The organism is Candidatus Nitrospira neuquenensis (assembly GCF_979578155.1).
On record NZ_CEFZDU010000012.1, the window covers coordinates 35,384 to 58,599 of the forward strand.

Here is a 23,216-nt window from a genome sequence, read left to right on the forward strand (position 1 = left end):
CCGGCGCTCCCTCCGGTTTCCCGCACTCGACCATGACCAAGACAATGCCCCCGAAGCCGGCGGCCGGCCGGGAACGGTTGGATTGCGTCCTCGTCGCCCGGGGGCTCGCGGAGAGCCGCGAGCAGGCCGGCCGGCTGATTTTGGCCGGGGCGGTGCGCGTGGACGGGGCCCTCGCGGACAAACCGGCCAGGCCGGTGCCGGCCGGGGCTCGAATCGAAGTCGCGCGGCAGGGCGAGGAGTTCGCCAGTCGCGCCGGGGCCAAACTGGCGGCCGCGCTCGACGCCTTCGCCCTCTCGCCCGAGGGGCTGGTCGCGGTGGATGTGGGCGCCTCGACGGGCGGCTTCACCGACTGTCTGCTGCGGCGGGGGGCGCGCCGCGTCTACGCCGTGGACGTCGGCTACGGCCAGCTCGATTGGCGGCTGCGCCAGGATGGGCGGGTGGTGATCCTCGATCGGACGAACATCCGGCATCTGGAGCCCGCCGCGGTTCCCGAGCCGGTGGCTTTCGCGGTGGTAGACGTGTCGTTCATCTCGCTGACGCTGGTGCTGCCCTGCGTCCTGCGGTTTTTGACGCCCGACGCGACGGTCGTGGCCCTGGTCAAGCCGCAGTTCGAGGTCGGCAAGGGCCGGGTCGGGCGCGGGGGCATCGTCAGGGACGAAGGGCGTCGCCGGGGGGCGGTGGAGAAGGTGCTGGCCTGCGCGGCCGGGTTGGGGCTCGCGCCGCTGGGGATCATGGATTCGCCGGTCCACGGGCGGAAGGGCAATCGCGAAGTGCTGGTCGCATGGCGGCGGACCGGCGCCGCGGCGACGGAGACGGGCGGGTCATGACGGAGAAGGAGCGGGTATGAAAATCCTGGTGACGGGAGGAGCGGGGTTCATCGGCTCCCATCTGGTGGATCGCCTTCTGCTGGAGGGGCACGAAGTCGCGGTCGTGGACAATCTCTCCACGGGCAAACGCCAGAACCTCAATCGCGCCGCCGCCTTCTACAAGATGGATATCCAGAGCAGCGGTCTGGAGCGGGTCTTCCGCAAGGAGCGGCCGCTGCTGGTGCTGCACCTGGCGGCCCAGATGGATGTCCGGCGCTCGGTGGCGGACCCGGTCTATGACGCGAACGTGAACATCCTCGGCACGCTGAATGTTCTGCAGCAGGCGGTGGCGCACGGGACGCGGAAAGTCGTCTTTGCCTCGTCCGGGGGGGCGATCTACGGCGAGCAGGACCTCTTCCCCGCCCCGGAGAGCCACCCCACGCGGCCGGCCTCGCCCTACGGCATCAGCAAGCTCACGGGGGAGCATTACCTCGCCTATTTCGAGCAGGTCAGCGGCCTGCAGTACGTCAGCCTCCGCTTCGCCAACGTCTACGGGCCCCGGCAGGACCCGGAAGGGGAGGCCGGCGTCATCGCCATCTTCGCGCAGAAGCTCCTGAACGGCGAGCAGCCGGTGATCAACGGCAACGGACGGCAGACCCGGGACTTCGTCTTTGTGGAGGACGTGGTCGAGGCCTGCCTGGCGGTGATGGGCAAGGAGGTCCGGGGCACTTATAACGTCGGAACGGGGGTGGAAACCTCGGTCAACGACCTGTTCCAGATGCTGGCGGATCTCGTGAAGCCGGGTTGCAAGCCGGTCCACGGGCCGGCCAAGAAGGGTGAGCAGGCGCGCAGCGTCATCGACAGTGCCAAGCTTCGGCGGGAATTCGGCTGGGAGCCGCGGCTGTCGCTCAAGGAGGGGCTGGCGCGGACGGTGGACTATTTCCGAAAAAGCGCCGCCTGAGGCGGGCGGCGTGAGGGGATGCCCCCTCCCGCCGGAGCGGCTAGCGGTAGCGAGGCACGGCGGGATCGACCTGGACCGACCAGGCGTCGATGCCCCCGATCAGGTTTTTGACGCTCTTGAAGCCCTGCTGGAGGAGAAAGCTCGTCGCGTCCGCGCTCCTCATGCCGTGATGGCAGGTGACGACGATGTCCGCCTCCTTGTTCAACTTGTCGAGGGATTGGGGCAGGGTTCCGAGGGGAATCAGGACCGACCCTTCGATCTTCGCCAGCGAGTATTCCCAGGGTTCCCGGACATCCAGCAGGAAGATCTGCTCCCCCCTGTCCATCCGTGCCTTCAATTCCTTGGGCGTGATCGTATAACTCATGGACCGACCTCCATTTTGTGGGGCGTATAGTAAGCCTCCGGTTCCGCCGCTGTCAACGCGGCGGTTTGAGCAGGACCGAGGCCGGTCGGGCCATCGGTCTTGACGGAATTTGGGCGTCAGGTGGGCAGAATTTGCACGTCCGTCGGCCGGGATGAGTGCGAGGGCCTGAAGGTGGGCGAAGAGGGAAAGAGGGGCTGTTCGGTGAGGTTTTAACCGGACTTGGGCCGGGGAGGGGATCTGTGGCTCCCGGGGGTGTGCATCTTGCTACCACTCGGGCGCATCCACGAGCCCCGGCCAGGCTGCCAGGGTGATCGTTCGTGAAACCGACTGGAGAGATTGTGGTGTTTGTGACGACCGCCTCACAGGAGGAAGCGGCCAGGATCGGGAAGGCGCTGGTCGAGCAGGAACTGGCGGCGTGCGCCAACATCATCCCGTCCGTGACCTCGATCTTCCGCTGGGAAGGGAAGGTGTCGGAGGAGGCCGAGTGCCTGATGGTCCTCAAGTCACGCACCGACCTCTTCGAGGACCTGGCCGGGACCGTCAAGCGGCTGCACAGCTACCAGGTGCCGGAGATCATCGGGATTCCCATCGAGCAAGGCTGGCCCGCGTATCTGGCCTGGGTCCGCGATTCAACACGTAAGCCAAAGGAATGACTGGCGATTTGGATTATCTCCTTGACGCTGAGAAGGTCTTTTCAGTAAACTGGGCGCCGTTTCACGGGAAGCGGTCGGTCGAATGGCTGGAGCTACGTCCATGAGCACGAATCAACCGGATGATGCCTATACGATCGTGATCTTCCGGGGCACGACCTCGGCTCCCCTGCGGTTCAGCTTCCCGCGGCCTCTGGTTCGACGCCTGGCCCTGTTGGCCCTGGTTCTGGCGATCGGCGAAATCTTGTTGCTTTCCCAATATGTTATCAAGACGGGAGAAGTCTGGGAGTTGCGGGAGATCCGAGCGGAGTTGCTCACGGCGAAGGAGCAGACCAACGCGTTCTCGACGGCGGTCGGCGACCTCAAGCGCCGCTTCCTGGCGATGAAGGAGGTCAACCAGCGTCTTCGGGTGATGTTGGGGCTCGAGGACCTCAAGCCGGAAGATTACCTGAACGGGCAGGGCGGCGGCGAAACGCCCATCAGCCAGGAGGAGATTCCGATGCCGGAGGGCGGCGCGGCCCCGCTCCTCCCGGCCGAGCAGGAGGGGGGAGCGCCCACGGCCCAGACCTCCGCGGCGGGGGAGCCGACGGACCCGGCGCGTCAACTTGAGCGGGAGATCGCCTGGCTCCAGAACGAGGTGGTGTCGCAGGAGCGGTCCCTCGAAGAACTCAGCCAGGCCGCCAGCGAACGGTTGACCCGGTGGGCCTCCACTCCGTCCGTCTGGCCGGTGAAGGGGTGGGTGACCTCCGGCTTCGGCCTGCGGATTTCACCCTTTACCGGACAGCCGGCCATGCACGACGGGCTGGATATCGGGGCGGAGCCGAACGCGGACATCCATGCGCCGGCGGCGGGACAGGTGACGGCGGCCGGCTTCGACCCGAAGATGGGCAACGTGGTCAACATCGATCACGGCTACGGCATCCAGACTCAGTACGGGCACATGGCCAAGATCCTCGTCAAGCCCGGCCAGAAGGTCAAACGCGGCGACCGGATCGGGCTCGTCGGCAGCACGGGGCTCTCCACCGGCCCGCACCTGCACTACATGGTGAAGGTGAACAACCGGCCCGTCAACCCGCAACGCTACATCCTTCAATAGCGTCCGTCTCGCTCCGATGCCGTCCCATTCCCCTCGCCGCGGTCTCCCCGAAACCGGTGCGGCAGCCGCATGACCGACCTGGAGATCGCCCGCTCCGTCCTCCCTCGCCCCATCCTCGACGTCGGAGCCGACCTCGGACTCACGCGCGATGAGCTGACTCCGTACGGAGCACACAGGGCCAAGGTCGCGCTCAGCGTCCTGGATCGTCCGGCCGGCCGCCCCCTGGGCCGCTACGTCCTGGTCACCGCGATCAACCCGACTCCGCTGGGCGAGGGGAAGACGACCACCGCGATCGGCCTGGCCATGGCGCTCTGCCGGTTGGGGCGCCGCGCGGCGGTGACCCTGCGTCAGCCCTCCCTCGGTCCGGTCTTCGGCATCAAGGGAGGCGGAACCGGCGGGGGGCGGGCGCAGGTGCTCCCGATGGAAGACATTAACCTCCACCTGACGGGAGACGCCCATGCGGTCGCCGCGGCTCACAACCTCCTGGCGGCGTTCCTCGACAACCACCTGGCCCACGGCAACGAGCTGGACCTCGATCCGGCACGCCTGGCCTGGCCGAGGGCCATGGGGGTCAGCGACCGGGCGCTCCGGCGCGTGCGGCTGGGCGGCGGGGACGGCGAGGCGGGGCGGGAGGCGCAGTTCGTCATCACCGAGGCGTCCGAGGTCATGGCCATCCTGGCGCTCGCCTCGGGCCCGGGCGACCTGCGGCGACGGCTGGGGCGCATCCTCGTCGGCTACCGGCGGGACGGGCGCCCCGTCACGGCCGAAGACCTCAAGTGTGCCGGCGCCATGGCGGCCCTGCTCAAGGACGCCCTGCTTCCGAACTTGGTCCAGACGCTGGAAGGCACCCCCGCCTTCGTCCATGCCGGGCCCTTCGGCAACATCGCCCACGGCAACTGCTCGATCCTGGCCGATGCTATCGCCCTGCGCGCGGCCGACGTGGTCGTGACCGAGGCGGGCTTCGGCAGCGACCTGGGGGCGGAGAAATTTTTCCACATCAAATGCCGGGCGTCGGGGTTCCGGCCGTCGGCCGCGGTCGTGGTCGCCACCCTCCGCGCGCTCAAGCTGCATGGGGGCGGCGGAACCGTCAAGCCCGGCCAGTCCCTGCCCGCCGGCCTCATGGGGCCGAACCGCGACGCACTCGATCGGGGTTTCGCCAACCTGGAGCAGCACCTGGCCAACGTCCGGGCCTTCGGTGTGCCGGCGGTCGTGGCCATCAACGCCTTCAAGGACGATCCCCCGGAGGAGTTGGCCTATGTTCGGGAGCGGGCCCTGGCGGCGGGCGCGGCGGGGGCCGCGGTCGCGACCCACTGGGCCGAAGGCGGCAAGGGGGCGGAAGATCTGGCGCGGGCGGTCCTGGCCGCCTGCGAGCGGCCCTCGGCCTTCGCGCCGCTCTACCGGGATGAGGACCCGATCGCGCGGAAGATCGAAACGGTCGCCACGCGCCTCTACGGCGCGGCCGGCGTGAGCTTCGACGAACGGGCGGCGGCCCAGATCGAGCAGGCCGAGCGGCTGGGCGCCGGCCGGTTCCCGGTCTGCATGGCGAAGACGCCCCTGTCGCTGTCCCACGACCCCGTGCTCAAGGGGCGGCCCACCGGCTTCGTCCTTCCGATCACGGAGGTTCGCCTCCTCGCCGGCGCGGAATTCGTGACGGCGATCTGCTCGGGCATCCAGCTCATGCCGGGTCTACCGAAGCGGCCGGCGGGCGAGCGGATCGGCCTGGACCCGGCGACGGGCGAGATCGTGGGGCTCTCGTGAGGAGTGTCGAGCGGTGAATGTTGGGGCGTGAGCCCCCGCGCTCAACACGCGCCACTCAACACTCGACCCTACCGTTGTTTGAGGTACTTGAAGAACTCCGAGTCGGGGGTCATGACGATCGTGGAGTTGCCGTCGAAGGCCTTCCGGTAGGCTTCCATCGAGCGGGTAAACTCGAAAAACTTCGGGTCCCGGCGGTAGGCCGAGGCGTAGATGCGGAAGGCCTTGGCGTCGCCCTCGCCGCGGAGCTCCTGCGCGGCCTTGTAGGCCTCGGCCAGGATGATCTCGCGGTCCTTCTCCGCCTCCGACCGGATCTTCTGCGACTCTTCCGAGCCCTCGGCGCGGTACTGTTTGGCCTGCCGCTCCCGTTCCGCCTGCATCCGCGCGAACACCGCCTTCTCGTTCTGCTCGGGGAGGTCCGCCCGCTTGATCCGCACGTCCTGGATCTGGATGCCGTAGGCCGCGGCCTTCTCGTTGGCCCGCTGGGTGACGACCAGCATGATCTGGGAGCGGGTCTTGGAGACGATCTCGGAGAGGTCGTGTCGGCCCAGCTCCACCCGCAGCTCCGAATAGATGATGTCGTGCAGCCGCTGGAGGGCGGCGCGCTGCGTCTGGAAGGCCTGGTACACCTTCAGGGGGTCGGTGATCCGCCACTTGGCGAAGTTGTCGATGAGGATCGTCTTCTTGTCCTGGGTGATCACCTCCTGCGCGTCGGAGTCGTAGTCGAGGAGGCGCTTGTCGAAGTAGGTGACCTGCTGGATGAAGGGCAGCTTCAGGTAGAGGCCGGGTTCGGTGATGTTCCGGACCGGCAGGCCGAGCTGCACGACGATGGCCGTCTCGATGACGTCCACCACGAAGAAGGGCGAGGCCCCGAGCAGGAACAGCACGGCCGCCGCGACCAGGAGGCCGACGACGAGGTTCTGCGTCTTCACTGGCCCTCCCCCTTTTCTTCCGCCGGCTTTGGCGCGGCCTTCTTGAGCCGGTCGAGCGGCAGGTAGGGGAGCAGCCGGTCCCCGGCCTTCCCCTCGATGATGATCTTTTCGACCTTGGGGAAGATGTCCTCCATCGTCTCGATGTAGATCCGCTTGCTGATCACGTCCCGGGCCTGCTCGTACTCCTTGAGCGCCTTGAGGAAGCGATCCGCCTCGCCCTCCGCGCGGGTCACGCGGGCCTGCGCGTAGCCCTTGGCCTGGTTGACCTGCTCGGCCGCCTCGCCCTTGGCCTTCGGGATGATGTCGTTCCGGTAGCTCTGGGCCTGGTTGATCATCTTCTCGCGGTCTTCCTTGGCGCTGGCGACGTCCTTGAAGGCCGCGGCCACGGCCTCCGGCGGGTTCACGTCCTGGAGCTGCACGGCGGCGATCTGGACGCCGGCGCTGTACTGGTCGAGGATGCCCTGCAGCAGTTGGTGCGTGTCGTCCTGGATCTGCGCCTTGCCGGTGGTCAGGACCTCGTCGATCGTGGTCCGGCCGACGACCTCGCGCACGGCGGCCTCCGCGGCCTTCTCGATCGTTTCCTGGATGTCGGCGACGTTGAACAGGTAGTCCCGGGCCGTCTTGATCTTGTACTGGACGATGAACTGCACCGCGACGATGTTCTCGTCGCCGGTGAGCATCTGGGCCTCGCGGGGGAGCGCCTGCTGGCGGCCCTGCCGATCGGTGCGGAAGCCCACCTCGATCCGGTGCAGCTTGGCCACCTTGGGCTGCAGGACCGTCTCGATCAGCGGAATCTTCAGGTGGGGACCGGGGCCGACGACCCGCACCACGTCCCCGAACCGCTTGACCACGCCCTCCTCGTCCGGCGCCACGATGAAGGCGCTCTGCCAGAGGAGCGCGAGGGCGAGGAGCAGCAGGATGAGGTTGCGGGCTCCGCCGGAGGGGAGCGCCTGCCGGAGCCGCGCGAACAGGCGTCCCGCCGCGTCGTCCAACGGATTGCCGGGACGCCCCCAGGGATCCTTAGGGTCCCACACCATGGCGCCCACCATAGCAGAGTCGGGGACGGGGAACAACCGGCGCAGCGGGCTTAGGGCCGGGTGCCGGTCCGCGGCGTGACGGTCGAGCGCATCAGCCCGTCCGCCTGGGGCGGGAGGAAGCCCAGGTAGCCCTCGCGCCGCTCGGCCAGCTCCAGGACCGAGAAGGGGGCGCCGTCCACGACCTCCGGCGCGGTGAAGATCTGGCGGAGCGGCCCGCCGCGGACGCCGACGATCGAGCCGGCGAACCGGACGCCGGCCTGCTCCAGCCGGGCGATCGCCCGCTCGATGTCCTCCACGCGGATGGCGACGTGGTGCAGGGTCCGGTCTCCGAATTGCCGGACCCAGCCGGGGATGATGCTGGTCTTGCCCCGCTCGTCCGGATAGGCCTGGTCGATGAAAAGAGCGGGATAGCCAGGCTTGCGATAGACCTTGGCGAACCAATCGTCATAGTTCAGCGTCTCGGAGAAGGCATAGCCCAGCTTGAGAAACTCCTCCGCGCGGCGGTCGATGTCGTCGGTGCGGAAGGTCAGGTGGTCGGCGAGGGGGAACAACCCCACCCCGACCTCGTCGAGCCGTTGCTTGAGGATACGCGCCGCCTGGTTGCGGGCCACGAAGTCGGCGACATAGGCGGCGAGCCGCTCGTCGAGTTGCTGCGCGATCGTCATGCGGGCCTCCTCTCGTCCGGGACGTCCCCTCCGTTTCAGCCTAGCCCGGCCGGTCCGCCAAGGCAAGGCCCAGGGCTACGTTACCGCGCCACCGCAAGAGGAGCCGGAACCGGCGGTGCAGCCGTAACAATGGTTGCCGGTGACGATCCGGCGGTGGTGAAGCCGGGCCGGGTCGAAGTCGCGGATGTGCCGAGGCGCGTCCCCGTCCACGGGCAGGTCGAGCATCTGGTTGAAGTCGCAGTCGTACAGCGTGCCGTCCCAGCCGACCGAGAGGGTATACCGGCACATGACGCCGGCTGCGGCGGACGGATTGAAGGCGTTGACGAGCCGTTCCATGTAGCCCTCGTAGTTGCCGCTCTCGACGAGGAACTCCAGGAACCGGCTGATCGGCATGTTGGTGATCGTGTAGAGATGGTTGAACACGATCCCGTGCGTCCGTTGGAGTTCGCGCCGGAATTGCGCTTCGATCGCTTCCTGTTTGGGGGGCAAGAAGGCCCCGACCGGATTGTGGACCAGGTTGAGGAGCAGGCCGCTGCCCGCCACGCCGTAGCCCAGGGCGTTGAGGAACCGGAGCGCCCGGAGGGATTTTTCGAAGACGCCCTCGCCGCGCTGGGCGTCGGTCTGCGGCTCCCGGTACGAGGGCAGGGAGGCGACGATCTCCACCCGGTGCCGGGCGAGGAATGCCCCGAGGTCGGCCTGGGAGGGGAGGAGCAGGACGCTGAGGTTGCAGCGGTCCATCACATGGCGGCCGAGCGCGCGCGCCCGTTCGACGAGCCATCGGAAATTGGGGTTGAGCTCCGGCGCTCCCCCCGTGATGTCCAGTGTCGGGATATCCGTCGCGGCCAGTGCCCGGAGGCACAGCTCGGCCGTCTCGCGCGACATGACCTCCCGACGCTCCGGTCCGGCGTCCACGTGGCAGTGCCGGCAGGTCTGGTTGCAGAGCTTGCCGACGTTGACCTGAAGGACGCTGATCCCCGTCGCGCGGAGCGGCGAGAGCCCGATCGGGCCGAGGCTCGCCTCGAAGGGCGGGCACGCGGCGGTATCGGCGAGCAGGCGGCGCTGCTCCGCCGCGGGAGCCAGGGGGCTGCGGCGCGCGAGGAGGGTCAGGCCCATCCGGCTTCTCCCTTCAGCAGCAGGAGGGCCCGCAGGATACGGCCTCGCCCGAGACGGTCCCGCCGGCGCGGTTGATGACGGCGAAATGGCGGCGATAGGATTCCGATTCGAGGACGGCCAGCGTCTTGGAGCAGATTTCCAGGGGCCGCCCCCGCTCGAACCGATGGTGGTCGTCGTCCTCCGCCTCGACGAAGGGCCCGGTCAAGAGGGCGAAGTGCCCCAGCCAGACGCAGGGCGCCGGCGCCGGCGGGATCGAGAGCCAGCGCGGGTCGGCCCGGTCGAGCGGGGTCGGCCGCTCGGAGAGCAGGAACAGGCCGTCGAAGCCGGGTGTGGCCAACAGCGAGGCCGTCCTCGGCGTGATCGCCGCGGGGCGGCCCCGCTCGTAGACCAGGCCCAGCTCGTCCACGGCCCGGCTGAAAGGACCGCGCAGGGTGGCGAACCGGGTGGGGCCGTCCATCGCCTCCGGCAGCTTGTAGCCGGTCAGGGTGATGGAGAGGAAATGGATGCCGTCGACGACCCGCCAGGGCATGACCGCGGCCTGGTGCACACCGAGGAACCCCGCCGCCACCATGCCGCCGACATAGTCGTGGACGGGCAGCGCGCCGGACAGGCAGTTGCCCCACTTCTCCCGATCGTGGAGGAGGTAGTTGGGCACCGGTCGGTCCGCCACGATGTCGGAGATCGTGAAGCGGCCGCCCGGCTTGAGCACCCGGTACATCTCGCGGAAGACGGCGGCCTTGTCGGGCGAGAGGTTGATGACGCAGTTGGAGATGATGAGGTCCACGCTGGCGTCCTCGACCGGCATGGCCTCGGCCTGGCCCTTGCGGAATTCCATGTTGGGGGTGGCGTAGCCGAGGTTCGCCGCGACGGTCGGCGCGTGGCGCCGCGCGATCTCCAGCATCGCGTCGGTCATGTCCAGGCCGATGACGCGGCCGGCCGGCCCGACCCGCCGCGCCGCATCGAAGCAATCGATCCCGCCCCCGGAGCCGATGTCCAGCACGGTCTCGCCCGGCCGCACGGTATCGAGGCCGACCGGCGTGCCGCAGCCGTAGGAGATCTTCAGGACGTCCTCGGGGATGAAGGCGCGCAGCTCGTCGAGGTCGTAGCCGCTGGGGCAGCACATCCGCTCGCCGGTCGCGGCCGCCCGGGCGTAGCGTTCGCTGACCGTCTGGGTCAGGCTCTGGTCGTCCATTGCTCCTCTCCCTCTCGCGCGCTGTTCATGTAGCAGGACACCCGAGCCTCCGTCAACTCTCCTGAGCAGGGGACGGACTCCGGAGCAAATTCTCTCTAACCCGGCGTCCATGCTCCGATGTTGGCCCGTTGAACGGCGACGCTGCCGCGTTTCACCGTTGTGGTGTCGTGCGAGGTCGGCGATCCTTACAGCCGCGGCGCAGCCGCGGCACGGGGTCGGCTGGAGGCCCTTGACCGTGCACCATAGTACAAGGTGTAGACTCGTCCCCCAACGAGCAAGGAGAGGAATGGCGATGGCGACGGAATACACGGTCGGCCGATTGGCGAAGGCGGTGGGGATCAACATCCAGACCGTCCGGTATTACGAACGGCTGAATCTGCTCGCCCCGGCCGCGCGGAAACCGTCGGGCTATCGGCTGTACGGTCCCGAGCAGCTCGCTCGTCTGCGGTTCATCAAGAACGCCCAGACGCTTGGCTTTACGCTACGGGAGATCGCCGAGTTGCTCCGTCTCCGGGTCAGCTCGGCCGCCCGCTGCGGCGATGTGCGGCAGCGGGCCCATGCCAAGCTGAAGCAGGTGGAGACCAAGATGCGGGACTTGCGGGCCCTCGCCCGGGCGCTTCAAAGGCTGATCCAGGCCTGCCGGGCCGGGCAGCCGACCGAGCGCTGTCCGATTCTCAAGAGCATGGATGAAGAAAGGAGGGTGCACCATGATACCCGCAAAACGACTCGTTGAGGTCTTCGCGGCAGGCTGCCCGCTTTACGATGAGACAGGAACCTGTGCCTTCACCCCAGTCCTCATCGTGACACTTGGAATCATCGGACTAGGAGCGGTCACTGGCTACCGAGGTCTGTTGTTTTCTGGATTGGCCATGCTCCTGAGCCTGGCGCTGTATAGGCTATTCAGGGAAATCTGAGAGGCCGTGCTGACCTGTTGTGCGAGCACTCTGAGCAGATCAGTACCCGTTATGGAGAAAGCATCAGGCTAGGGGCGGGAAGTTGTGTGGAGGGAGAAAGGGGGTGAGTGCGATGTGTCCATTCGAGGAGTGGCTGGGTTTTTGTCCTTTTGCGGCGCTGAGTCGGCTGTGGGAATTGTTCGAATAGCGCAGGGAGCGGGACCATAAGTGCCAAGCTGGTCCGCTCACTGATCGTTGCCCAATTTTTAAGAGCTTAAAGGAAAACGGAGGTTGAATCATGGCGACCATAAAGCGACGCGTTGAGGTGTTCACGGCCGGGTGTCTGATTTGTGATGAGGTGGTGAACTTAGTCAAGTCCATAGCCTGCCCAAGCTGTGAGGTACAGGTCTATGACCTGCGGGAAGGCTGTGCGACGAACGAGTGCCGGGACAAGGCGAGGCGCTACGGGATCACCGCAGTCCCAGCCGTCGCGGTGAATGGCGTATTGCTGGACTGCTGCCGGCACGAGCCGGTCACCGCCGACCGTTTGCGGGCGGCCGGCATCGGTCAGTCCTGAAAGGAGCCACTATGGAAGAGCAACAGAGCAAGCGCCTGCTGTGGACCGGGCTGGTCGGCTCCGCGGTCGTTGCCGTGTGCTGCGCCACGCCGATTCTGGTGGTCTTGCTGGGCGTGGTAGGACTGGGGGCGATCACCGGATATCTGGACGCTGTGCTCCTTCCGGCCCTAGCTGTATTTCTGGGGCTTGCCGTGTATGGAGGGTTTCGTCACCGGCAAGCCAGAGCCAGCGCGTGCTGCGCGACCCATGAATCCGAGATCCGGAAGCGATGACGTGTGACAGAAAGGAGAGGTGGATGTCTGATTGCTGCAAGGCGCCTGCGGAGCCAAGCTCTAATCCAGGGAATCGTTTCTTGTGTCAGCAATGTGGCGGGGAAGGCAAGCCGGTCGAACGGATCACCGTGGAGGCTCTGCTGAAGCCTGAGGCCCGCGGCGCCGTGACCGGGAGCCAGTACCGGTTCTGTGAGACGACGGATTGTCCGGTCGTGTATTACGACGGAGATGGAACTCAGTTCAGGAAAGACCAGGTCCGGGTGCGGGTTGGGCTCAAGGAGACGGAGGACCCGGTTCCACTCTGTTATTGCTTCGGCGTGACGGAACGGATGATCCACGAGGAAGTCCAGCAGACTGGGCGGTCCACGGCGGAGGTCCGTATTCGGGCCGAAGTCAAGGCGGACAACTGCCGATGCGAAGTTGAAAATCCCTCGGGCCGGTGCTGTCTGGGGCAACTCGTTCAGGCGGAGAAGCGGGCCCTGGCGGAGATGAAGAGGAGCGGCATCGCTGTCACACATCGGTAAGGGGGGAAGGCGATGATGCAGTCAGATCTTCAGGCTTCGGACCGGATCGGATCGGTTGAACCTTTCGCGACCGCAGGCGACGTCGCACCAGGAGTGCCGCCAAAGGGATCTCTGACCGCGATCTCGGCGGCGGGGCTGCTGGCCGCATTCCTCGCCTCGGTATGCTGTATCGGTCCGTTGGTGTTTGCCGCCCTCGGTGTGGGCGTCGGGGCTACGGGGTTCCTGGCCGGCACGGCCAGCTTCTTGAAGGCATTGCTCCCTTATCGACCGGTGTTTATCGGTCTAACAGCGTGCCTGCTGGGCTTGGCTTTTTACTTGGCATACCGGAAACCCGGAGCCTCCTGCGCACCTGGTATGCCCTGTGGCGCGGTTTCGGGCAGGCGGGCGAATCGAGCGCTCCTATGGATCGTGACCGCTCTGGCGATGGCATTGGTCTTGGCGCCCTACTGGTTAGCTTTGCTCTGATGAAAGTGCGCTGAGACACAATAGGAACCGGAAAAGGGGGAAATTACGGTGATAAGGAAGTTCGTTATGCGCGTGGCCGTGGCAACCATCCTGGTCTGCGTGGCTGCCACGGTGACAGCAGCCGCGCAGGCGGCCTCTTCCGGTGAAACATCTGGTGAGGTCATCACGCTGAAAATCGAGGGATGGACCTGCGCGAGTTGCGAGAAGGACATCCGCCGGGCATTGCTGGCAGTACCGGGAGTGACCCAGGCGGAAGTCAGTTACGCGCGCGGCGGGGCGATCGTCGAAATCGAGCCCGGTCGCGTCACGCCCGATCGACTGATTCAAGCCGTTGCAAGCGCGGGCAACCTTCTGTCTTCCTATCGGGCCCGCGTGGTTCCGAACGGCACACTCACGGCCAAGGCCGGCGAACAGGGTGGGAGGTGGAATTGGTTCGAGAACTTGTTCAAGTAGCGTCTCCGCCGGCCAGAGGCTCCGACGCGGGCGCGACTCTGTGGGGCCACAGGTCCCTGGCGAGCACACTTGCCCCGGTTTTTCTCGCGGTGCTGTGGCTGCACGGCGGCCACGCCGCGGTGTCGGCCTCAGAGCCTCAAGTCCACGCCGAGGCGATCCACGTGGACATCACGATCCAAGCTCGGCAATTCCACCCGTCTCCGGTCTGGCTGCCGGCAGGGCAACCGGTCGTGCTGGTCTTGCACAATGAGGATGCCGAACTGCACGCCTTTGTGCCGCAACAGTTCTTGGAGCATGTCCCTGTCCATCTCGATGGGAACGGCGCCACTCAGTTTGGCGAGAAGGGATTCGAGCGAGTGTTGCTGCCGTCGGGTGGACGCGAGGCAATCCACTTCGTGCCGCCCATGGTCGGTACATTCGAGTACCGCTGCGATCTCCCGGGACACCACATGGTCGGAACGATTGTCGTGGCGGATCAGCAGACCGATCGGCACACAGCATCGGAGCGACGCACCGGCGTTCAAGGAACACCCTAACGAAGAGGGGGAGCATGATGTCTGAGACCAGGACCGTCCAGCATGACCAACCCACGGCATTTGAGGAACTGCGCCGCCTGAGCCCGAAAGTGACCGGGGGATTGCTGCGCATGCGGCAGGAAGCGTATCGCGACGGTGCCGTGCCGGCGAAACACAAGCTCCTGGCGGCGATGGCCATTTCCATTGCGATCCGCTGCGAGCCCTGTATCCTGGCCTACGTGCGGATGGCGTGCGACAAAGGCATCACGCAGGAGGAATTGATCGAGTTTCTCGAAGTCGCCATGACCATGCAGGGATGCCCGGGCGAGGAATGGGCGCTCAAAGCGTACGCGGCCTACAAGGATCGTCGTGGAGGAATCTCGTCCGATTCAGAAGCGGCCTGTTGCGCTCGCTGAAGTGAGTCGGTTCGCGGGGATGACCATGCGGCGGCGGCGTTCACAGCGTGCGGTCGGATTGGCCCCCGCCCTCTCGCTCATTCCACCCAGCGTCGCCCCGGCGGCCGAGGATCCCTCCGGCCTCGTGGCCCACCTGAGCCAGGTCTGGCAGCGGGGACGCTCCAAAGCATGGCGGATTGCTTTGACGAGGCCCTGCGGCTCGCTCCGAGCGACTATCGGATTCACAAGCTGCCGGTCTCTTGACAGTCGGGCCACGGCACAGGATGGTGAAGATGGACGAACGCAACTACGATTTCACGGCGATCGGCGGCGGGTCGGCCGCCTTTGCCGCGGCGATCAAAGCCGCCGAGCTGGGGGTGCGGGTGGCCATTGTGGAAAAAGGCACGATAGGGGGAACCTGCGTCAATATCGGCTGTGTGCCATCGAAGACGCTGATCAAAGCGGCCGAGCTGTGCTACCATGCGGCCTACCCGTCATTCGAAGGGCTCACCGCTTGTCCCCCACCTTCAGACTGGCAAAGAGTTGTTCAGCAAAAGGACGAGCTGGTCGCTGCGCTCCGCCAGGGAAAGTATGTTGACGTGGCCGCGGTGTATCCCACCATCACCATTCTGAAGGGGGAAGCGAAGCTTCTGGGCGGATGCCAGGTGCGCGTCGATGGCACCGTCTATGAGCCGGAGAAGATCGTGGTCGCGACGGGCTCCTCGCCGTGGGCGCCGCCGATCCCGGGACTTCAAGAGGCCGGCTTTCCCACAAGCGAGGAGGCGCTCAGCCTCGAGGCCCTCCCGGCGTCGCTGATCATCATCGGTGGGGGCAGCATCGGCTTAGAGTTCGCGCAGCTCTTCACGCGATTCGGGGTCAAGGTGATGGTGCTCGAATCCGGGCCATACGTGGCGAGAGCGGAGGAACCGGAGATCGGGCAAGCGCTCGTTCGTTACCTCGAAGAGGAGAAGGTTCGGATCTGTACGAACGTCACCATCAGCCGGGTCGAGCGCCGAGATGGAGACTACCTCGTGCATACCGAAGCGAACGGGGGGCCGGAGATCTGCCGGGCGGAGCGCCTGCTGGTCGCGACCGGCCGCCGCCCGAATACGAGCGGGTTCGGATTAGAAGATGCCGGAGTCGCATTAGGGCCAAAAGGCGAGATCACAGTGAACGAGCACTTGCAGACAACCAATCCCGGCATCTATGCGGCCGGTGACTGCATCGGTGATCCCATGTACGTGTATGTGGCCGCCTATGCCGGAGGACTGGCAGCCGAACATGCGCTCACCGGCGCAGGCAAGCCATACGACCTGACCGCCTTGCCGCACGTCACGTTCACCGATCCGCAGATCGCCAGCGTCGGGCTGACAGAAGAGCAAGCCAAACAACAGGGGCTACGCGTGCAGACGGCCCTCCTCCCGCTCGATCACGTCCCGCGTGCTTTGGCCTCTCGGAACACCAAAGGCTTGATCAAGCTGGTCGCTGAGGAAGAAACCGGGCGATTGGTGGGCGCCCATGTCCTTGCTGCCGCAGCCGGAGAAGTGATTCAAGAAGCCACGCTCGCGATCCGATTGGGCCTGACCGTGCAGGACGTGGCTGACACGTTTCATCCCTACCTGACGATGGTGGACGGGCTGAAACTGGCCGCGCTGACCTTCAAGAAGGACGTCAGCAAACTGTCCTGCTGCGCGGCCTGACACCGCCCGACACAGAAGGAGGTTGAACCATGATCCGATCGCTCGTCAGCGTGGTGATCCTCGCCCTCGGTAGCGTGTTGGCCGAACCGGCGACAGTCGAGGCTCAAGACGTCGCCGCAACGCGGATTCTGATCCATATGAAAACGTCGCTCGCCGAAGACGACGCTCAGATCTGTGCGGTGCCGAACGTGGCCTGGGCGGCGGTGAAGGCCGGCCACAAGGTGACAATCTTGGTGGATGCCAGCGCCGTCACGTCGGTGACGAAGGGCGTCGGCTGGTTTCGCCGCTTGATCGGCTCAGATTCCACCGCGCTGGATCGCGCTGATTTGCCGGAGCGAGAGCGCCAGAGCCTGGCTGAGCAGATGGGTGTGCCGCTGGAGCAGATTCCCCACAATTATGGCGAGTACTTCGACTTTCTCAAGAACAAGCTGGGCGTTGACATCTACGGCAACCGGACGATGATGCTGCTCTACAAGATCGACCCGGCGCGGGTCGCTGCTGCGGTGACACCCGTTCCGCTGGCAAGGATGGTGGACCTGTTCGCGGCAGCCGACCGGATCGTCGTGTACTGACCGGGCATCGGCTCTTGTCTGGCCTGAGAGGAGGAAAACCTGGGGCGATGATTCGGCGAGGACTCGATCCTGGCGCCATGCCGGGCGGGTCCGGTCCTCTTTCTTGACAGAGACGGCCTGTGATATGAAGGCGGTGTCCCGGTACAGGGGGCATGGTCGGTGGCACGCGAGGGGCGTCGGGGAGCGACACCGCCGCCGTCCGTCGGGCGGCAGGTGGAGGGTTCCGTGACCTTCGTCAGCACCACAGCCTTGTTCGTCGCCACGGCGATCGCCGAGATCGTGGGCTGCTATCTGCCTCTGCTCTGGGTGACGAATCGCGCGCCGGTCGGCGTGCTCCTGCCCGCCGCCGCTTCGCTGGCCCTCTTCGTCTGGTTGCTCACCCTGCACCCCACGTCCGCCGGCCGGGTCTATGCCGCCTACGGCGGGGTCTATGTGGCCACGGCCGTCGTCTGGCTCTGGCTCATCGACGGCGTGCGTCCGACGGCCTGGGACCTGCTCGGCTCGGCGATCGCGGTGCTCGGCATGGCGATCATCGTGCTGGCGCCGAAGGGGTAACGTGGCCGCCCCGGCATGAGGCACGCCGAGGGCTAGAACGTGATGACCTGATAGCCCTGCGAGACGAGCTGTTTAAAGCTCGGATGGCCGTCGTACTCTCCGACCAGTCTCACCCCGCAAGCCACGGCTTTGTCTTTCACCCCAAACGCGCCGGTGCAGAACTCGCACGCACCGGCGATCCGATCCTTCACGGCTTCATAGAGCCCATGGATCTTGTGGTCCGGCTGCGACAGTTCCGGAATCCACTTGGGCCCGGCGCCGTCGAAGAGGACTGGACGTCGTCATGGGCTTCCTTGAATTCCTTCACCGCGTCCAATGCATTCACGACACGCCCCAGACTTTCATGGGTTTCCGTATCGGCCAGAACCACGATCGCAACTTTGGAACTGGTGCACCCCCTTCGGAAGACGGTCGTTGAATGAAGAGACCGCCCCCACCAATCAATTGAGGGGGAGGCGGCATGAACGTCATTTCGAGTCCGTACGCTAACGCTCCTCCCAGTCCCTCTCCATGGCCTGGCTTACAAACACCCCCGGCGCATTTTCTTCTACAACTCCTGAGGGGCCTTACAGAAGGATGTCGAGTGAACCGGGAGGGGCGCGATCAGGATGCGATCGCGCAGATCAATGACACGGAAGGAGGCTCCCATGCGAATCCATGAGGGGATGTCCACCGGAGTCGTGACGGGTCGACCGATGGACACCCTGCGTGACGTGGTCGTCAAAACGTTGAGCCGGCATTGCGGCGCGATTCCGATCGTGAACGCCCACTACGAATTGCTCGGCATTGTCACGCCGCGCGACGTGATGCTGCCGATGTATCCCAACTACGGAGACTCCGTTCACGACGCCGAGCACGGCCGGGACTTTCTGGAGATGGAGGAGAACTGTCCCGAGGTGCTGGCGAAGGAGGCCGAGGAGATCATGGCGCGCAATCCCCTAACCGTCGCGCCGCAGACGCCTATCCCCGAATCGGCATCGTACATGGGACTGAAGAACCTCCGGCGCATCCCGGTCGCGGAGCACGGCAAGCTGGTCGGCATGGTCGGCATCGACGACATCCACCGCGGGATCTTCTTTGCCCGCGGCGGCTGCGAGCCGGGGTCAGCGAAACGCCGGCGTTCGAGGTCCGAGCCCTGATAAGGGATGGGCTGGCCCAGGCGGGCGTCGAGCTTGCGGAACGCTTGGACCTTGCCTCGGAACAGCGCCGCCTCTTCCTGACTTCTCTCTCGCCGCCCCGCGCCGCCGCGACCCGTTCTTGCCGGAAGCATCTCGACGAGGCGGTCTCGCCAACGGTCGTTCGCTCCACAGAGGTGTGCGAACCCCATGCGTGCGCACAGAGCGATATCGCACGCGCGTTTCGGCCTCCGCCGTCTCGGTTGCTCGGCCCCAACTGATCACCAGAACTCAACCGTTGGCATTCGCGGCAGGATCGCCCCGGTCGCGGCTCGCGATGAGTCGTGACCTCGCCGGGACCGGAAATTGCTTGCGACACCGAACCGTCCGACACGGCTCGCCGACGGATCGCATGCGGTCGCTGTTCCCGGGCCTAATGCGAGAACCCACGGCCACGTCGCCACTCGAATCCCCGCACCACCCGACTAGCCCGAGAGGAGACCTATGACCAAAGGAGACTGCACCAATCGCCGCATCGACGTACTGGCCATTGGGTTGTTCGGGCTGGCCGTCGGGGCCTTGACCGTCGGTCTCGCCCAACTCGGCCGCATCCCCGCGGCCGACAAGGTCGGCATCTTGGTGATCGCGCTCGTGTTCGGCGGCCTCGTGCAGGTGCTCGCGGGCATCACCGACATTCGCTACAACGAGCAATTGGGCGGCACGGCGCTGACGATGTACGGATTTTTCTGGGTGACTGTCTCCTCCACCAAGTTGTTGAGCGAAGGCGTTTCCTTTCACTTCGACGACATGCTCTACATCCCCATTGACCTGGTCTATCTGATCTTTTCCGCCGTCATGATCTATCTCACCGCTTTCCGTTCCGTGACCTTGAGCGTTCTTCACGTCGTCATCACGGCGACGTTTCTCGCGATGGTCTTCGCGAGACTGGGATGGATCTCCGAGACGCTTCCGGGCGCGGGACACTTGGCCGTCGGCATCCTGGCCTTCTATCACGCCATCGCGAGCCTCTCGTTCGCCTTCACCGGCCGGGCCCTTGTGCCGCTCGGCCCGCCGCTCCTCTCTGCCGCGACGGTCGCCGCCGCCCCTGACCGGAACCGAGCCGTGTTGCAGACCAGCGGCCCGCCATGAATCGACCGGCACTGGACCGTCGCGCACGCCTCGGGGATCGTTCGCTGCCAGCGCGTGGGGGCGGGACGCGGGGCGGTCCCCCTTACTTCTTTGGGGTCGGGACCGCCGACTCCTTGGGCGGGGCGTCCTTGATGTCCAGGATCTTGACGTCGAAGTTCAGGGTCTTGCCCGCCAGCGGGTGGTTGAAGTCGAGGAGGACCGTCTTGTCCCGGATCTCCTTGACGACGACCATCACCTTGCGTCCGTCCGGGCGCGTGCCGTTGAGCATCGTGCCGACCTTCGCCTCGGCCGGAATCATCTCCTTCTTGACCTCCTGCAGGCCCTGCGGATCGTGCTCGCCGTACCCGTCCTTCGGCGCCACGGTCACGTGCTTGCTCTCGCCCTTCTTCATGCCTTCGAGCGCCTTTTCCAGGCCGGGGATGATGCGGCCGGAGCCGTGCTCGTAGGTCAGCGGTTCCCCGCCGACGTTGCTGTCCACGACCTTGTCGTCCACCTTGAGCGTGTATTCGATGGATACCGCCTTGCCGGGGGAGACGGTCGCCTTGGTGCCCTTGGGCGTTTCCGCCTGGGCGCCGCCCGCGCCGGCGAAGGACAGGACGAGGATGGAGGCTAGCCACCGCCTCCGCATGATCTGATGCCGCGTCATCGCACGTGACCTCCCGGTGAAAGGGTGAGGGAGCAAGAGGCTGGAAGAGGTCGCAGGTCGCGCAACGACTTGCGGGAAGGGCGATCAGTTCCAGACCCTGTGTGAAGGATGGGTCACATGCTACCACGGTTCCCGCCGCGCGCGCCACCCGGCCTTCGAGGACACCGGCCACGCCGGACCCTCCAGTAGACGCCCGCGTTCACCAGGATGACGATCAATCCCAGCAGGACCTGCCCCTCCCGGCTGAGGCCGGCCGGATACAGGAGCGCCAAGAGGTATCGGCCGAGGAAGTCGCCCGGATAGGTCGCGTCGCCGCCCTGGGCGCGCAGCCGGTTCTCCAGGGGAGTCAGCGGGCAGGGCCAGCCGCCGAGCTCGACGGCGGCGGCCCAGAGGGCGGCGGGGAGGTGAAGCCAGAGGACCCTCGGCCACCGAAGGGCCAAGAGACCGCCCAGCAACGCGAACAGGACGAAGGCCAGGTGGACCAGCACGATCAGGTCCGCGAGCAGTCGGCTGATCATCGTGCGGCCGACCTCCTCTCCGGCTCAAAAGGGCCAGGGAGTCCGTTGTCCTCTAAAAAGAGGGATAGGTCCCGGCCCGGGTCTGGGACAGAATGGAGCGGCCCGGCAAACCCTGTACGTAAGTACCGCTGGTGGCGATTCGGCCGGCGCGGGAGAATGCGGCATGACGGCGGTGTTCACGATCGGTCAGCTCGCCAGGGCGGTCGGGGTCAACATCCAGACCGTGCGCTACTACGAACGCCGTCGCCTGCTCACCCCCGTGACGCGGAAGCCGTCCGGCTATCGCCTCTACGGCGAGGAGGAAGTCCGCCGGCTCCGGTTCATCAAGAACGGCCAGCGCATGGGGTTCACGCTCCGCGAGATCACCGAGCTGCTCGCGCTCGAGGTCGCGACCAGGGGACGTTGCACGGAGGTACAGCGCCGGGCGCTGGCCAAGCTGGAGGAGGTGGAAGAAAAGATCGCCGACCTCCAGTCGCTCTCCCGGGCCCTGCGCGACGTGGTGCAGGCCTGCCAGGCCGGCCACCCGATCGATCGCTGTCCCATCATCAACAGCCTGGAACGGGAAAGGAGAGGCACTCGTGCCGCCCGACCGACCGGCCGTTGAGGTCTTCACCGACGGCTGTCCCATCTGCCAGGAAACCCTCGATCAGATCAGGGGCGTCCTCGACCACTCGCTGACGATCGAGGTCTACGACCTGCGGTCCGGCTGGAACCACCCCGACTGGCTGGCGCGGGCGAGCCGCTACGGCGTCAACCGGGTGCCGGCGATCGTCGTCAACGGGGTGCTGCTGGACTGGTATCGCCACCAGCCGATTCCCGTGGCGAAACTGCGCGCGCTCGGCGAGGGCCGGGAGCCCGAGGCTCCGGCCGATCCCCCTGGCACCGAGCCCGCCTCGGCCTGACCGGCCCGTCGCGACCCGTTTCCGGCCCGGTTCCCTCGCCCGCCCGTTTGTGGGATAATGGCCTCCTTCGATGCCGGGGCCGGACGTGGCCGGGCGCGGGAGGGACGGGATGATGCGCGGCGTGAGGCGAATCGGCGGAGGGTTGGTGGGGCTGACGCTGGCCGTGGCGCTGCCCGGCTGCATCATGCCGGCCGTGGACGCGGGACACGAGGGGGTCCTGGTGGAAAAGCCGTTTTTCTTCGGGCACGGCGGCGTGGACCCCGTGCCGGTGACGACCGGCCGCGTCGCCGTGGCCGTCACCACCGACCTGATTCCGGTGGACATGCGTCCCGTCCAATACTCCGAGCACTTCGAGATCATCTCGGCCGAGAACGCGCCCGTCTCCTTCAACGCCTTCCTCATCACCCAGGTCATCGAGGGCCGCTCGCCGGAGCTGATCAAGCGCTTCGGTCCCAACTGGTACCACAACAACGTCAAGGAAGCCTTCCGGACCTTCGTGCGCGAGGAGGTCCAGAAGTACAAGCTCTTCGAGCTCACGACCGATCCCGCCACGCGGCCCAAGCTGGAGGCCGCCATCGAGCGGGAGGTCCAGACCAAGATCATCGAGGCGATCAACATTCCCGTCCGGCTGGTGCGGGTCGTGGTGGGGAGCATCATGCCCCCGAAGGGGGTGCTGGAGCAGACGGCCCAGACCATCATCCAGCAGCAACGGCGGATCACGATGGAGCAGGCGCAGAAGGCGGAAGAGGCGAGGGAGAAGGCCGAGCGCCAGCGGGGGATCGCCGACCGGGCCTACCGAGAACACCTCGGGCTGTCCGCCGCCGAGTTCGTGGACCTGCGCCGCATCGAAGTCCAGAAGGAGATGGTCGAACACGCACCGGACCAGCTCAACATCATCATGGGGATGGAAAAGGTCGGCATCCACAAGACTCCGGTCAGCACGACGACGGAGCCGTAAGCCGACCTTCCGCCACGCCCCCTCCCGCCGCGTCACTGATCCAAGAGTGTCTGCAGCTCCTTCAGCAGGTCCTTGAGCCGCGCCTTCCTGGCGTCGGCCGCCGTCACGGCCGGCTTCGTCGGCGTGGCGCCCTGGTCTGCCTGGGCAGGCCGGCCCTTGAGCGCGGCCAGCGTTGCCCGTGCCTCCAGGTCTTCCCGCTCCCGCCGCTCGAGGTCCTCCCGCGCCTTGCGCAGCGCGATTTCCAGCAGGTCCACCTGCTCCCGCAACTTGGTCGTCTGGACGGTCAGCTCCCGCGAACGCCGCGCCTCCTGCTCGTAGGCCTGGCGCGCGTCCTCCGCTTCCTTGCGCGCCTCGTGGTAGGAGCCGATGCTGGCGCAGCCGCCCAGCGCCAGGCTCAGCGCCACGCCGCCGAGGAGGCTTCTCGTCCTGCCCATGC

At 66.3% G+C, this 23,216-nt stretch carries 32 protein-coding genes; 22 read left to right on the forward strand and 10 right to left on the reverse strand.

Going from position 1 to position 23,216, the window contains the following annotated elements; all coding sequences use genetic code 11:
• Positions 1-44: 44 nt before the first annotated feature.
• The gene (locus AC1U7O_RS06850; RefSeq protein ID WP_479893963.1) at positions 45-827 is read left to right on the forward strand and encodes a TlyA family RNA methyltransferase; all 783 of its coding nucleotides are present in this window, start codon (positions 45-47) and stop codon (positions 825-827) included.
• 16 nt (positions 828-843) lie between these two features.
• Entirely contained in the window at positions 844-1,767 is a 924-nt protein-coding gene (locus AC1U7O_RS06855) for an NAD-dependent epimerase/dehydratase family protein (protein WP_479893964.1), read from the forward strand.
• A 40-nt stretch (positions 1,768-1,807) separates the two neighbouring features.
• Here the strand turns inward: AC1U7O_RS06855 and AC1U7O_RS06860 are convergent, their stop codons facing one another.
• Positions 1,808-2,131, reverse strand: coding sequence for a rhodanese-like domain-containing protein (locus AC1U7O_RS06860; protein ID WP_479893965.1), 324 nt, complete (start codon positions 2,129-2,131; stop codon positions 1,808-1,810).
• 341 nt (positions 2,132-2,472) lie between these two features.
• Between AC1U7O_RS06860 and cutA the strand changes: the two genes are divergently transcribed.
• The 3 genes from cutA to AC1U7O_RS06875 all read left to right on the forward strand — a co-directional run bounded on the left by cutA (position 2,473) and on the right by AC1U7O_RS06875 (position 5,635).
• A complete protein-coding gene (cutA, locus tag AC1U7O_RS06865; protein ID WP_479893966.1) occupies positions 2,473-2,784 on the forward strand; it encodes a divalent-cation tolerance protein CutA in 312 nt (103 codons plus the stop codon).
• A 100-nt stretch (positions 2,785-2,884) separates the two neighbouring features.
• Positions 2,885-3,877, forward strand: coding sequence for a M23 family metallopeptidase (locus AC1U7O_RS06870; RefSeq protein ID WP_479893968.1), 993 nt, complete (start codon positions 2,885-2,887; stop codon positions 3,875-3,877).
• A 69-nt stretch (positions 3,878-3,946) separates the two neighbouring features.
• The gene (locus tag AC1U7O_RS06875; RefSeq protein WP_479893969.1) at positions 3,947-5,635 is read left to right on the forward strand and encodes a formate--tetrahydrofolate ligase; all 1,689 of its coding nucleotides are present in this window, start codon (positions 3,947-3,949) and stop codon (positions 5,633-5,635) included.
• Between the two features lie 68 nt (positions 5,636-5,703).
• Here AC1U7O_RS06875 and hflC read toward each other — a convergent pair whose 3' ends face one another.
• The 5 genes from hflC to AC1U7O_RS06900 form a co-directional block, all read right to left on the reverse strand.
• Positions 5,704-6,564: a protease modulator HflC gene (hflC, locus tag AC1U7O_RS06880; RefSeq protein ID WP_479893970.1), complete on the reverse strand. Its 861-nt coding sequence runs from the start codon at positions 6,562-6,564 to the stop codon at positions 5,704-5,706.
• Positions 6,561-7,601, reverse strand: coding sequence for an FtsH protease activity modulator HflK (gene hflK / locus AC1U7O_RS06885; protein ID WP_479893971.1), 1,041 nt, complete (start codon positions 7,599-7,601; stop codon positions 6,561-6,563). Before hflK ends, hflC begins: the two co-directional genes overlap by 4 nt.
• Before the next feature lie 50 nt (positions 7,602-7,651).
• Positions 7,652-8,266 (reverse strand): VOC family protein, encoded by a 615-nt coding sequence (locus AC1U7O_RS06890; protein ID WP_479893972.1) that lies wholly within the window; start codon positions 8,264-8,266, stop codon positions 7,652-7,654.
• 75 nt (positions 8,267-8,341) lie between these two features.
• A complete protein-coding gene (gene arsS, locus AC1U7O_RS06895; protein WP_479893973.1) occupies positions 8,342-9,379 on the reverse strand; it encodes an arsenosugar biosynthesis radical SAM (seleno)protein ArsS in 1,038 nt (345 codons plus the stop codon).
• 13 nt (positions 9,380-9,392) lie between these two features.
• The gene (locus AC1U7O_RS06900) at positions 9,393-10,571 is read right to left on the reverse strand and encodes a methyltransferase domain-containing protein (RefSeq protein WP_479893975.1); all 1,179 of its coding nucleotides are present in this window, start codon (positions 10,569-10,571) and stop codon (positions 9,393-9,395) included.
• Positions 10,572-10,857: 286 nt separating this feature from the next.
• On the opposite strand from AC1U7O_RS06900, the gene AC1U7O_RS06905 reads away from it, so the two are divergent.
• The 12 genes from AC1U7O_RS06905 to AC1U7O_RS06960 all read left to right on the forward strand — a co-directional run bounded on the left by AC1U7O_RS06905 (position 10,858) and on the right by AC1U7O_RS06960 (position 17,492).
• A complete protein-coding gene (locus AC1U7O_RS06905; RefSeq protein WP_479893976.1) occupies positions 10,858-11,304 on the forward strand; it encodes a heavy metal-responsive transcriptional regulator in 447 nt (148 codons plus the stop codon).
• A complete protein-coding gene (locus AC1U7O_RS06910) occupies positions 11,279-11,485 on the forward strand; it encodes a mercury resistance system transport protein MerF (protein WP_479893977.1) in 207 nt (68 codons plus the stop codon). Before AC1U7O_RS06905 ends, AC1U7O_RS06910 begins: the two co-directional genes overlap by 26 nt.
• A gap of 277 nt (positions 11,486-11,762) precedes the next feature.
• Positions 11,763-12,041 carry a thioredoxin domain-containing protein gene (locus AC1U7O_RS06915; protein WP_479893978.1) on the forward strand — a complete coding sequence of 93 codons (279 nt, stop codon included), beginning with the start codon at positions 11,763-11,765 and terminating at the stop codon, positions 12,039-12,041.
• Positions 12,042-12,052: 11 nt separating this feature from the next.
• A complete protein-coding gene (merF, locus tag AC1U7O_RS06920) occupies positions 12,053-12,313 on the forward strand; it encodes a mercury resistance system transport protein MerF (protein ID WP_479893979.1) in 261 nt (86 codons plus the stop codon).
• Between the two features lie 23 nt (positions 12,314-12,336).
• A complete protein-coding gene (locus AC1U7O_RS06925) occupies positions 12,337-12,837 on the forward strand; it encodes a putative iron-sulfur cluster-binding metallochaperone (protein WP_479894004.1) in 501 nt (166 codons plus the stop codon).
• 15 nt (positions 12,838-12,852) lie between these two features.
• Entirely contained in the window at positions 12,853-13,302 is a 450-nt protein-coding gene (locus AC1U7O_RS06930; protein ID WP_479894005.1) for a mercuric transporter MerT family protein, read from the forward strand.
• 66 nt (positions 13,303-13,368) lie between these two features.
• On the forward strand, positions 13,369-13,755 hold the full coding sequence (locus tag AC1U7O_RS06935) for a heavy-metal-associated domain-containing protein (protein ID WP_479893980.1): 387 nt from the start codon (positions 13,369-13,371) through the stop codon (positions 13,753-13,755).
• Between the two features lie 119 nt (positions 13,756-13,874).
• Positions 13,875-14,291, forward strand: coding sequence for a cupredoxin domain-containing protein (locus AC1U7O_RS06940; protein WP_479894006.1), 417 nt, complete (start codon positions 13,875-13,877; stop codon positions 14,289-14,291).
• A 14-nt stretch (positions 14,292-14,305) separates the two neighbouring features.
• Entirely contained in the window at positions 14,306-14,686 is a 381-nt protein-coding gene (locus AC1U7O_RS06945) for a carboxymuconolactone decarboxylase family protein (protein ID WP_479893982.1), read from the forward strand.
• 272 nt (positions 14,687-14,958) lie between these two features.
• Positions 14,959-16,365 (forward strand): mercury(II) reductase, encoded by a 1,407-nt coding sequence (gene merA, locus AC1U7O_RS06950; protein WP_479893983.1) that lies wholly within the window; start codon positions 14,959-14,961, stop codon positions 16,363-16,365.
• A gap of 29 nt (positions 16,366-16,394) precedes the next feature.
• Complete coding sequence (locus AC1U7O_RS06955; protein ID WP_479893984.1) at positions 16,395-16,937, forward strand: hypothetical protein; 543 nt, start codon at positions 16,395-16,397, stop codon at positions 16,935-16,937.
• Between the two features lie 225 nt (positions 16,938-17,162).
• Positions 17,163-17,492 carry a YnfA family protein gene (locus AC1U7O_RS06960; protein WP_479893985.1) on the forward strand — a complete coding sequence of 110 codons (330 nt, stop codon included), beginning with the start codon at positions 17,163-17,165 and terminating at the stop codon, positions 17,490-17,492.
• A 32-nt stretch (positions 17,493-17,524) separates the two neighbouring features.
• On the opposite strand, the gene AC1U7O_RS06965 is transcribed toward AC1U7O_RS06960, so the two are convergent.
• On the reverse strand, positions 17,525-17,683 hold the full coding sequence (locus AC1U7O_RS06965) for a hypothetical protein (protein ID WP_479893986.1): 159 nt from the start codon (positions 17,681-17,683) through the stop codon (positions 17,525-17,527).
• A 456-nt stretch (positions 17,684-18,139) separates the two neighbouring features.
• On the opposite strand from AC1U7O_RS06965, the gene AC1U7O_RS06970 reads away from it, so the two are divergent.
• Positions 18,140-18,631, forward strand: a complete 492-nt coding sequence (locus tag AC1U7O_RS06970) for a CBS domain-containing protein (RefSeq protein ID WP_479893987.1) — start codon at positions 18,140-18,142, stop codon at positions 18,629-18,631.
• Positions 18,632-19,111: 480 nt separating this feature from the next.
• Positions 19,112-19,756 carry an acetate uptake transporter family protein gene (locus AC1U7O_RS06975; protein ID WP_479893988.1) on the forward strand — a complete coding sequence of 215 codons (645 nt, stop codon included), beginning with the start codon at positions 19,112-19,114 and terminating at the stop codon, positions 19,754-19,756.
• An 82-nt stretch (positions 19,757-19,838) separates the two neighbouring features.
• On the opposite strand, the gene AC1U7O_RS06980 is transcribed toward AC1U7O_RS06975, so the two are convergent.
• Positions 19,839-20,402 (reverse strand): FKBP-type peptidyl-prolyl cis-trans isomerase, encoded by a 564-nt coding sequence (locus AC1U7O_RS06980; protein WP_479893990.1) that lies wholly within the window; start codon positions 20,400-20,402, stop codon positions 19,839-19,841.
• 113 nt (positions 20,403-20,515) lie between these two features.
• Entirely contained in the window at positions 20,516-20,920 is a 405-nt protein-coding gene (locus tag AC1U7O_RS06985) for a DUF2784 domain-containing protein (RefSeq protein ID WP_479893991.1), read from the reverse strand.
• Positions 20,921-21,083: 163 nt separating this feature from the next.
• Here AC1U7O_RS06985 and AC1U7O_RS06990 point away from each other — a divergent pair, with 163 nt between their 5' ends.
• The 3 genes from AC1U7O_RS06990 (at position 21,084) to AC1U7O_RS07000 (ending at position 22,780) form a co-directional block, all read left to right on the forward strand.
• Entirely contained in the window at positions 21,084-21,524 is a 441-nt protein-coding gene (locus AC1U7O_RS06990) for a heavy metal-responsive transcriptional regulator (RefSeq protein WP_479893992.1), read from the forward strand.
• Positions 21,499-21,822, forward strand: a complete 324-nt coding sequence (locus tag AC1U7O_RS06995) for a thioredoxin family protein (protein WP_479893993.1) — start codon at positions 21,499-21,501, stop codon at positions 21,820-21,822. The genes AC1U7O_RS06990 and AC1U7O_RS06995 overlap by 26 nt, the downstream gene beginning before the upstream one ends.
• Positions 21,823-21,931: 109 nt before the next feature.
• The gene (locus tag AC1U7O_RS07000) at positions 21,932-22,780 is read left to right on the forward strand and encodes an SPFH domain-containing protein (protein ID WP_479893994.1); all 849 of its coding nucleotides are present in this window, start codon (positions 21,932-21,934) and stop codon (positions 22,778-22,780) included.
• A 32-nt stretch (positions 22,781-22,812) separates the two neighbouring features.
• Here AC1U7O_RS07000 and AC1U7O_RS07005 read toward each other — a convergent pair whose 3' ends face one another.
• Positions 22,813-23,214, reverse strand: a complete 402-nt coding sequence (locus AC1U7O_RS07005) for a hypothetical protein (RefSeq protein WP_479893995.1) — start codon at positions 23,212-23,214, stop codon at positions 22,813-22,815.
• Positions 23,215-23,216 lie beyond the last annotated feature (2 nt).

Coding starts and splice junctions, on each gene's coding strand:
- AC1U7O_RS06910 (WP_479893977.1), top strand. CDS start 11,279: ATGATACCCGCAAAACGACTCGTTGAGGTCTTCGCGGCAGGCTGCCCG.
- merA (WP_479893983.1), top strand. CDS start 14,959: ATGGACGAACGCAACTACGATTTCACGGCGATCGGCGGCGGGTCGGCC.
- AC1U7O_RS06900 (WP_479893975.1), bottom strand. CDS start 10,571: ATGGACGACCAGAGCCTGACCCAGACGGTCAGCGAACGCTACGCCCGG.
- AC1U7O_RS06955 (WP_479893984.1), top strand. CDS start 16,395: ATGATCCGATCGCTCGTCAGCGTGGTGATCCTCGCCCTCGGTAGCGTG.
- AC1U7O_RS06935 (WP_479893980.1), top strand. CDS start 13,369: ATGCGCGTGGCCGTGGCAACCATCCTGGTCTGCGTGGCTGCCACGGTG.
- AC1U7O_RS06890 (WP_479893972.1), bottom strand. CDS start 8,266: ATGACGATCGCGCAGCAACTCGACGAGCGGCTCGCCGCCTATGTCGCC.
- AC1U7O_RS06925 (WP_479894004.1), top strand. CDS start 12,337: ATGTCTGATTGCTGCAAGGCGCCTGCGGAGCCAAGCTCTAATCCAGGG.
- AC1U7O_RS06860 (WP_479893965.1), bottom strand. CDS start 2,131: ATGAGTTATACGATCACGCCCAAGGAATTGAAGGCACGGATGGACAGG.
- hflK (WP_479893971.1), bottom strand. CDS start 7,601: ATGGTGTGGGACCCTAAGGATCCCTGGGGGCGTCCCGGCAATCCGTTG.
- AC1U7O_RS06980 (WP_479893990.1), bottom strand. CDS start 20,402: ATGACGCGGCATCAGATCATGCGGAGGCGGTGGCTAGCCTCCATCCTC.
- arsS (WP_479893973.1), bottom strand. CDS start 9,379: ATGGGCCTGACCCTCCTCGCGCGCCGCAGCCCCCTGGCTCCCGCGGCG.
- AC1U7O_RS06855 (WP_479893964.1), top strand. CDS start 844: ATGAAAATCCTGGTGACGGGAGGAGCGGGGTTCATCGGCTCCCATCTG.
- AC1U7O_RS06850 (WP_479893963.1), top strand. CDS start 45: ATGCCCCCGAAGCCGGCGGCCGGCCGGGAACGGTTGGATTGCGTCCTC.
- AC1U7O_RS06975 (WP_479893988.1), top strand. CDS start 19,112: ATGACCAAAGGAGACTGCACCAATCGCCGCATCGACGTACTGGCCATT.
- AC1U7O_RS06945 (WP_479893982.1), top strand. CDS start 14,306: ATGATGTCTGAGACCAGGACCGTCCAGCATGACCAACCCACGGCATTT.
- AC1U7O_RS06970 (WP_479893987.1), top strand. CDS start 18,140: ATGCGAATCCATGAGGGGATGTCCACCGGAGTCGTGACGGGTCGACCG.
- AC1U7O_RS06930 (WP_479894005.1), top strand. CDS start 12,853: ATGCAGTCAGATCTTCAGGCTTCGGACCGGATCGGATCGGTTGAACCT.
- AC1U7O_RS06985 (WP_479893991.1), bottom strand. CDS start 20,920: ATGATCAGCCGACTGCTCGCGGACCTGATCGTGCTGGTCCACCTGGCC.
- AC1U7O_RS06905 (WP_479893976.1), top strand. CDS start 10,858: ATGGCGATGGCGACGGAATACACGGTCGGCCGATTGGCGAAGGCGGTG.
- merF (WP_479893979.1), top strand. CDS start 12,053: ATGGAAGAGCAACAGAGCAAGCGCCTGCTGTGGACCGGGCTGGTCGGC.
- AC1U7O_RS07005 (WP_479893995.1), bottom strand. CDS start 23,214: ATGGGCAGGACGAGAAGCCTCCTCGGCGGCGTGGCGCTGAGCCTGGCG.
- AC1U7O_RS06875 (WP_479893969.1), top strand. CDS start 3,947: ATGACCGACCTGGAGATCGCCCGCTCCGTCCTCCCTCGCCCCATCCTC.
- AC1U7O_RS06990 (WP_479893992.1), top strand. CDS start 21,084: ATGACGGCGGTGTTCACGATCGGTCAGCTCGCCAGGGCGGTCGGGGTC.
- AC1U7O_RS07000 (WP_479893994.1), top strand. CDS start 21,932: ATGATGCGCGGCGTGAGGCGAATCGGCGGAGGGTTGGTGGGGCTGACG.
- AC1U7O_RS06915 (WP_479893978.1), top strand. CDS start 11,763: ATGGCGACCATAAAGCGACGCGTTGAGGTGTTCACGGCCGGGTGTCTG.
- AC1U7O_RS06870 (WP_479893968.1), top strand. CDS start 2,885: ATGAGCACGAATCAACCGGATGATGCCTATACGATCGTGATCTTCCGG.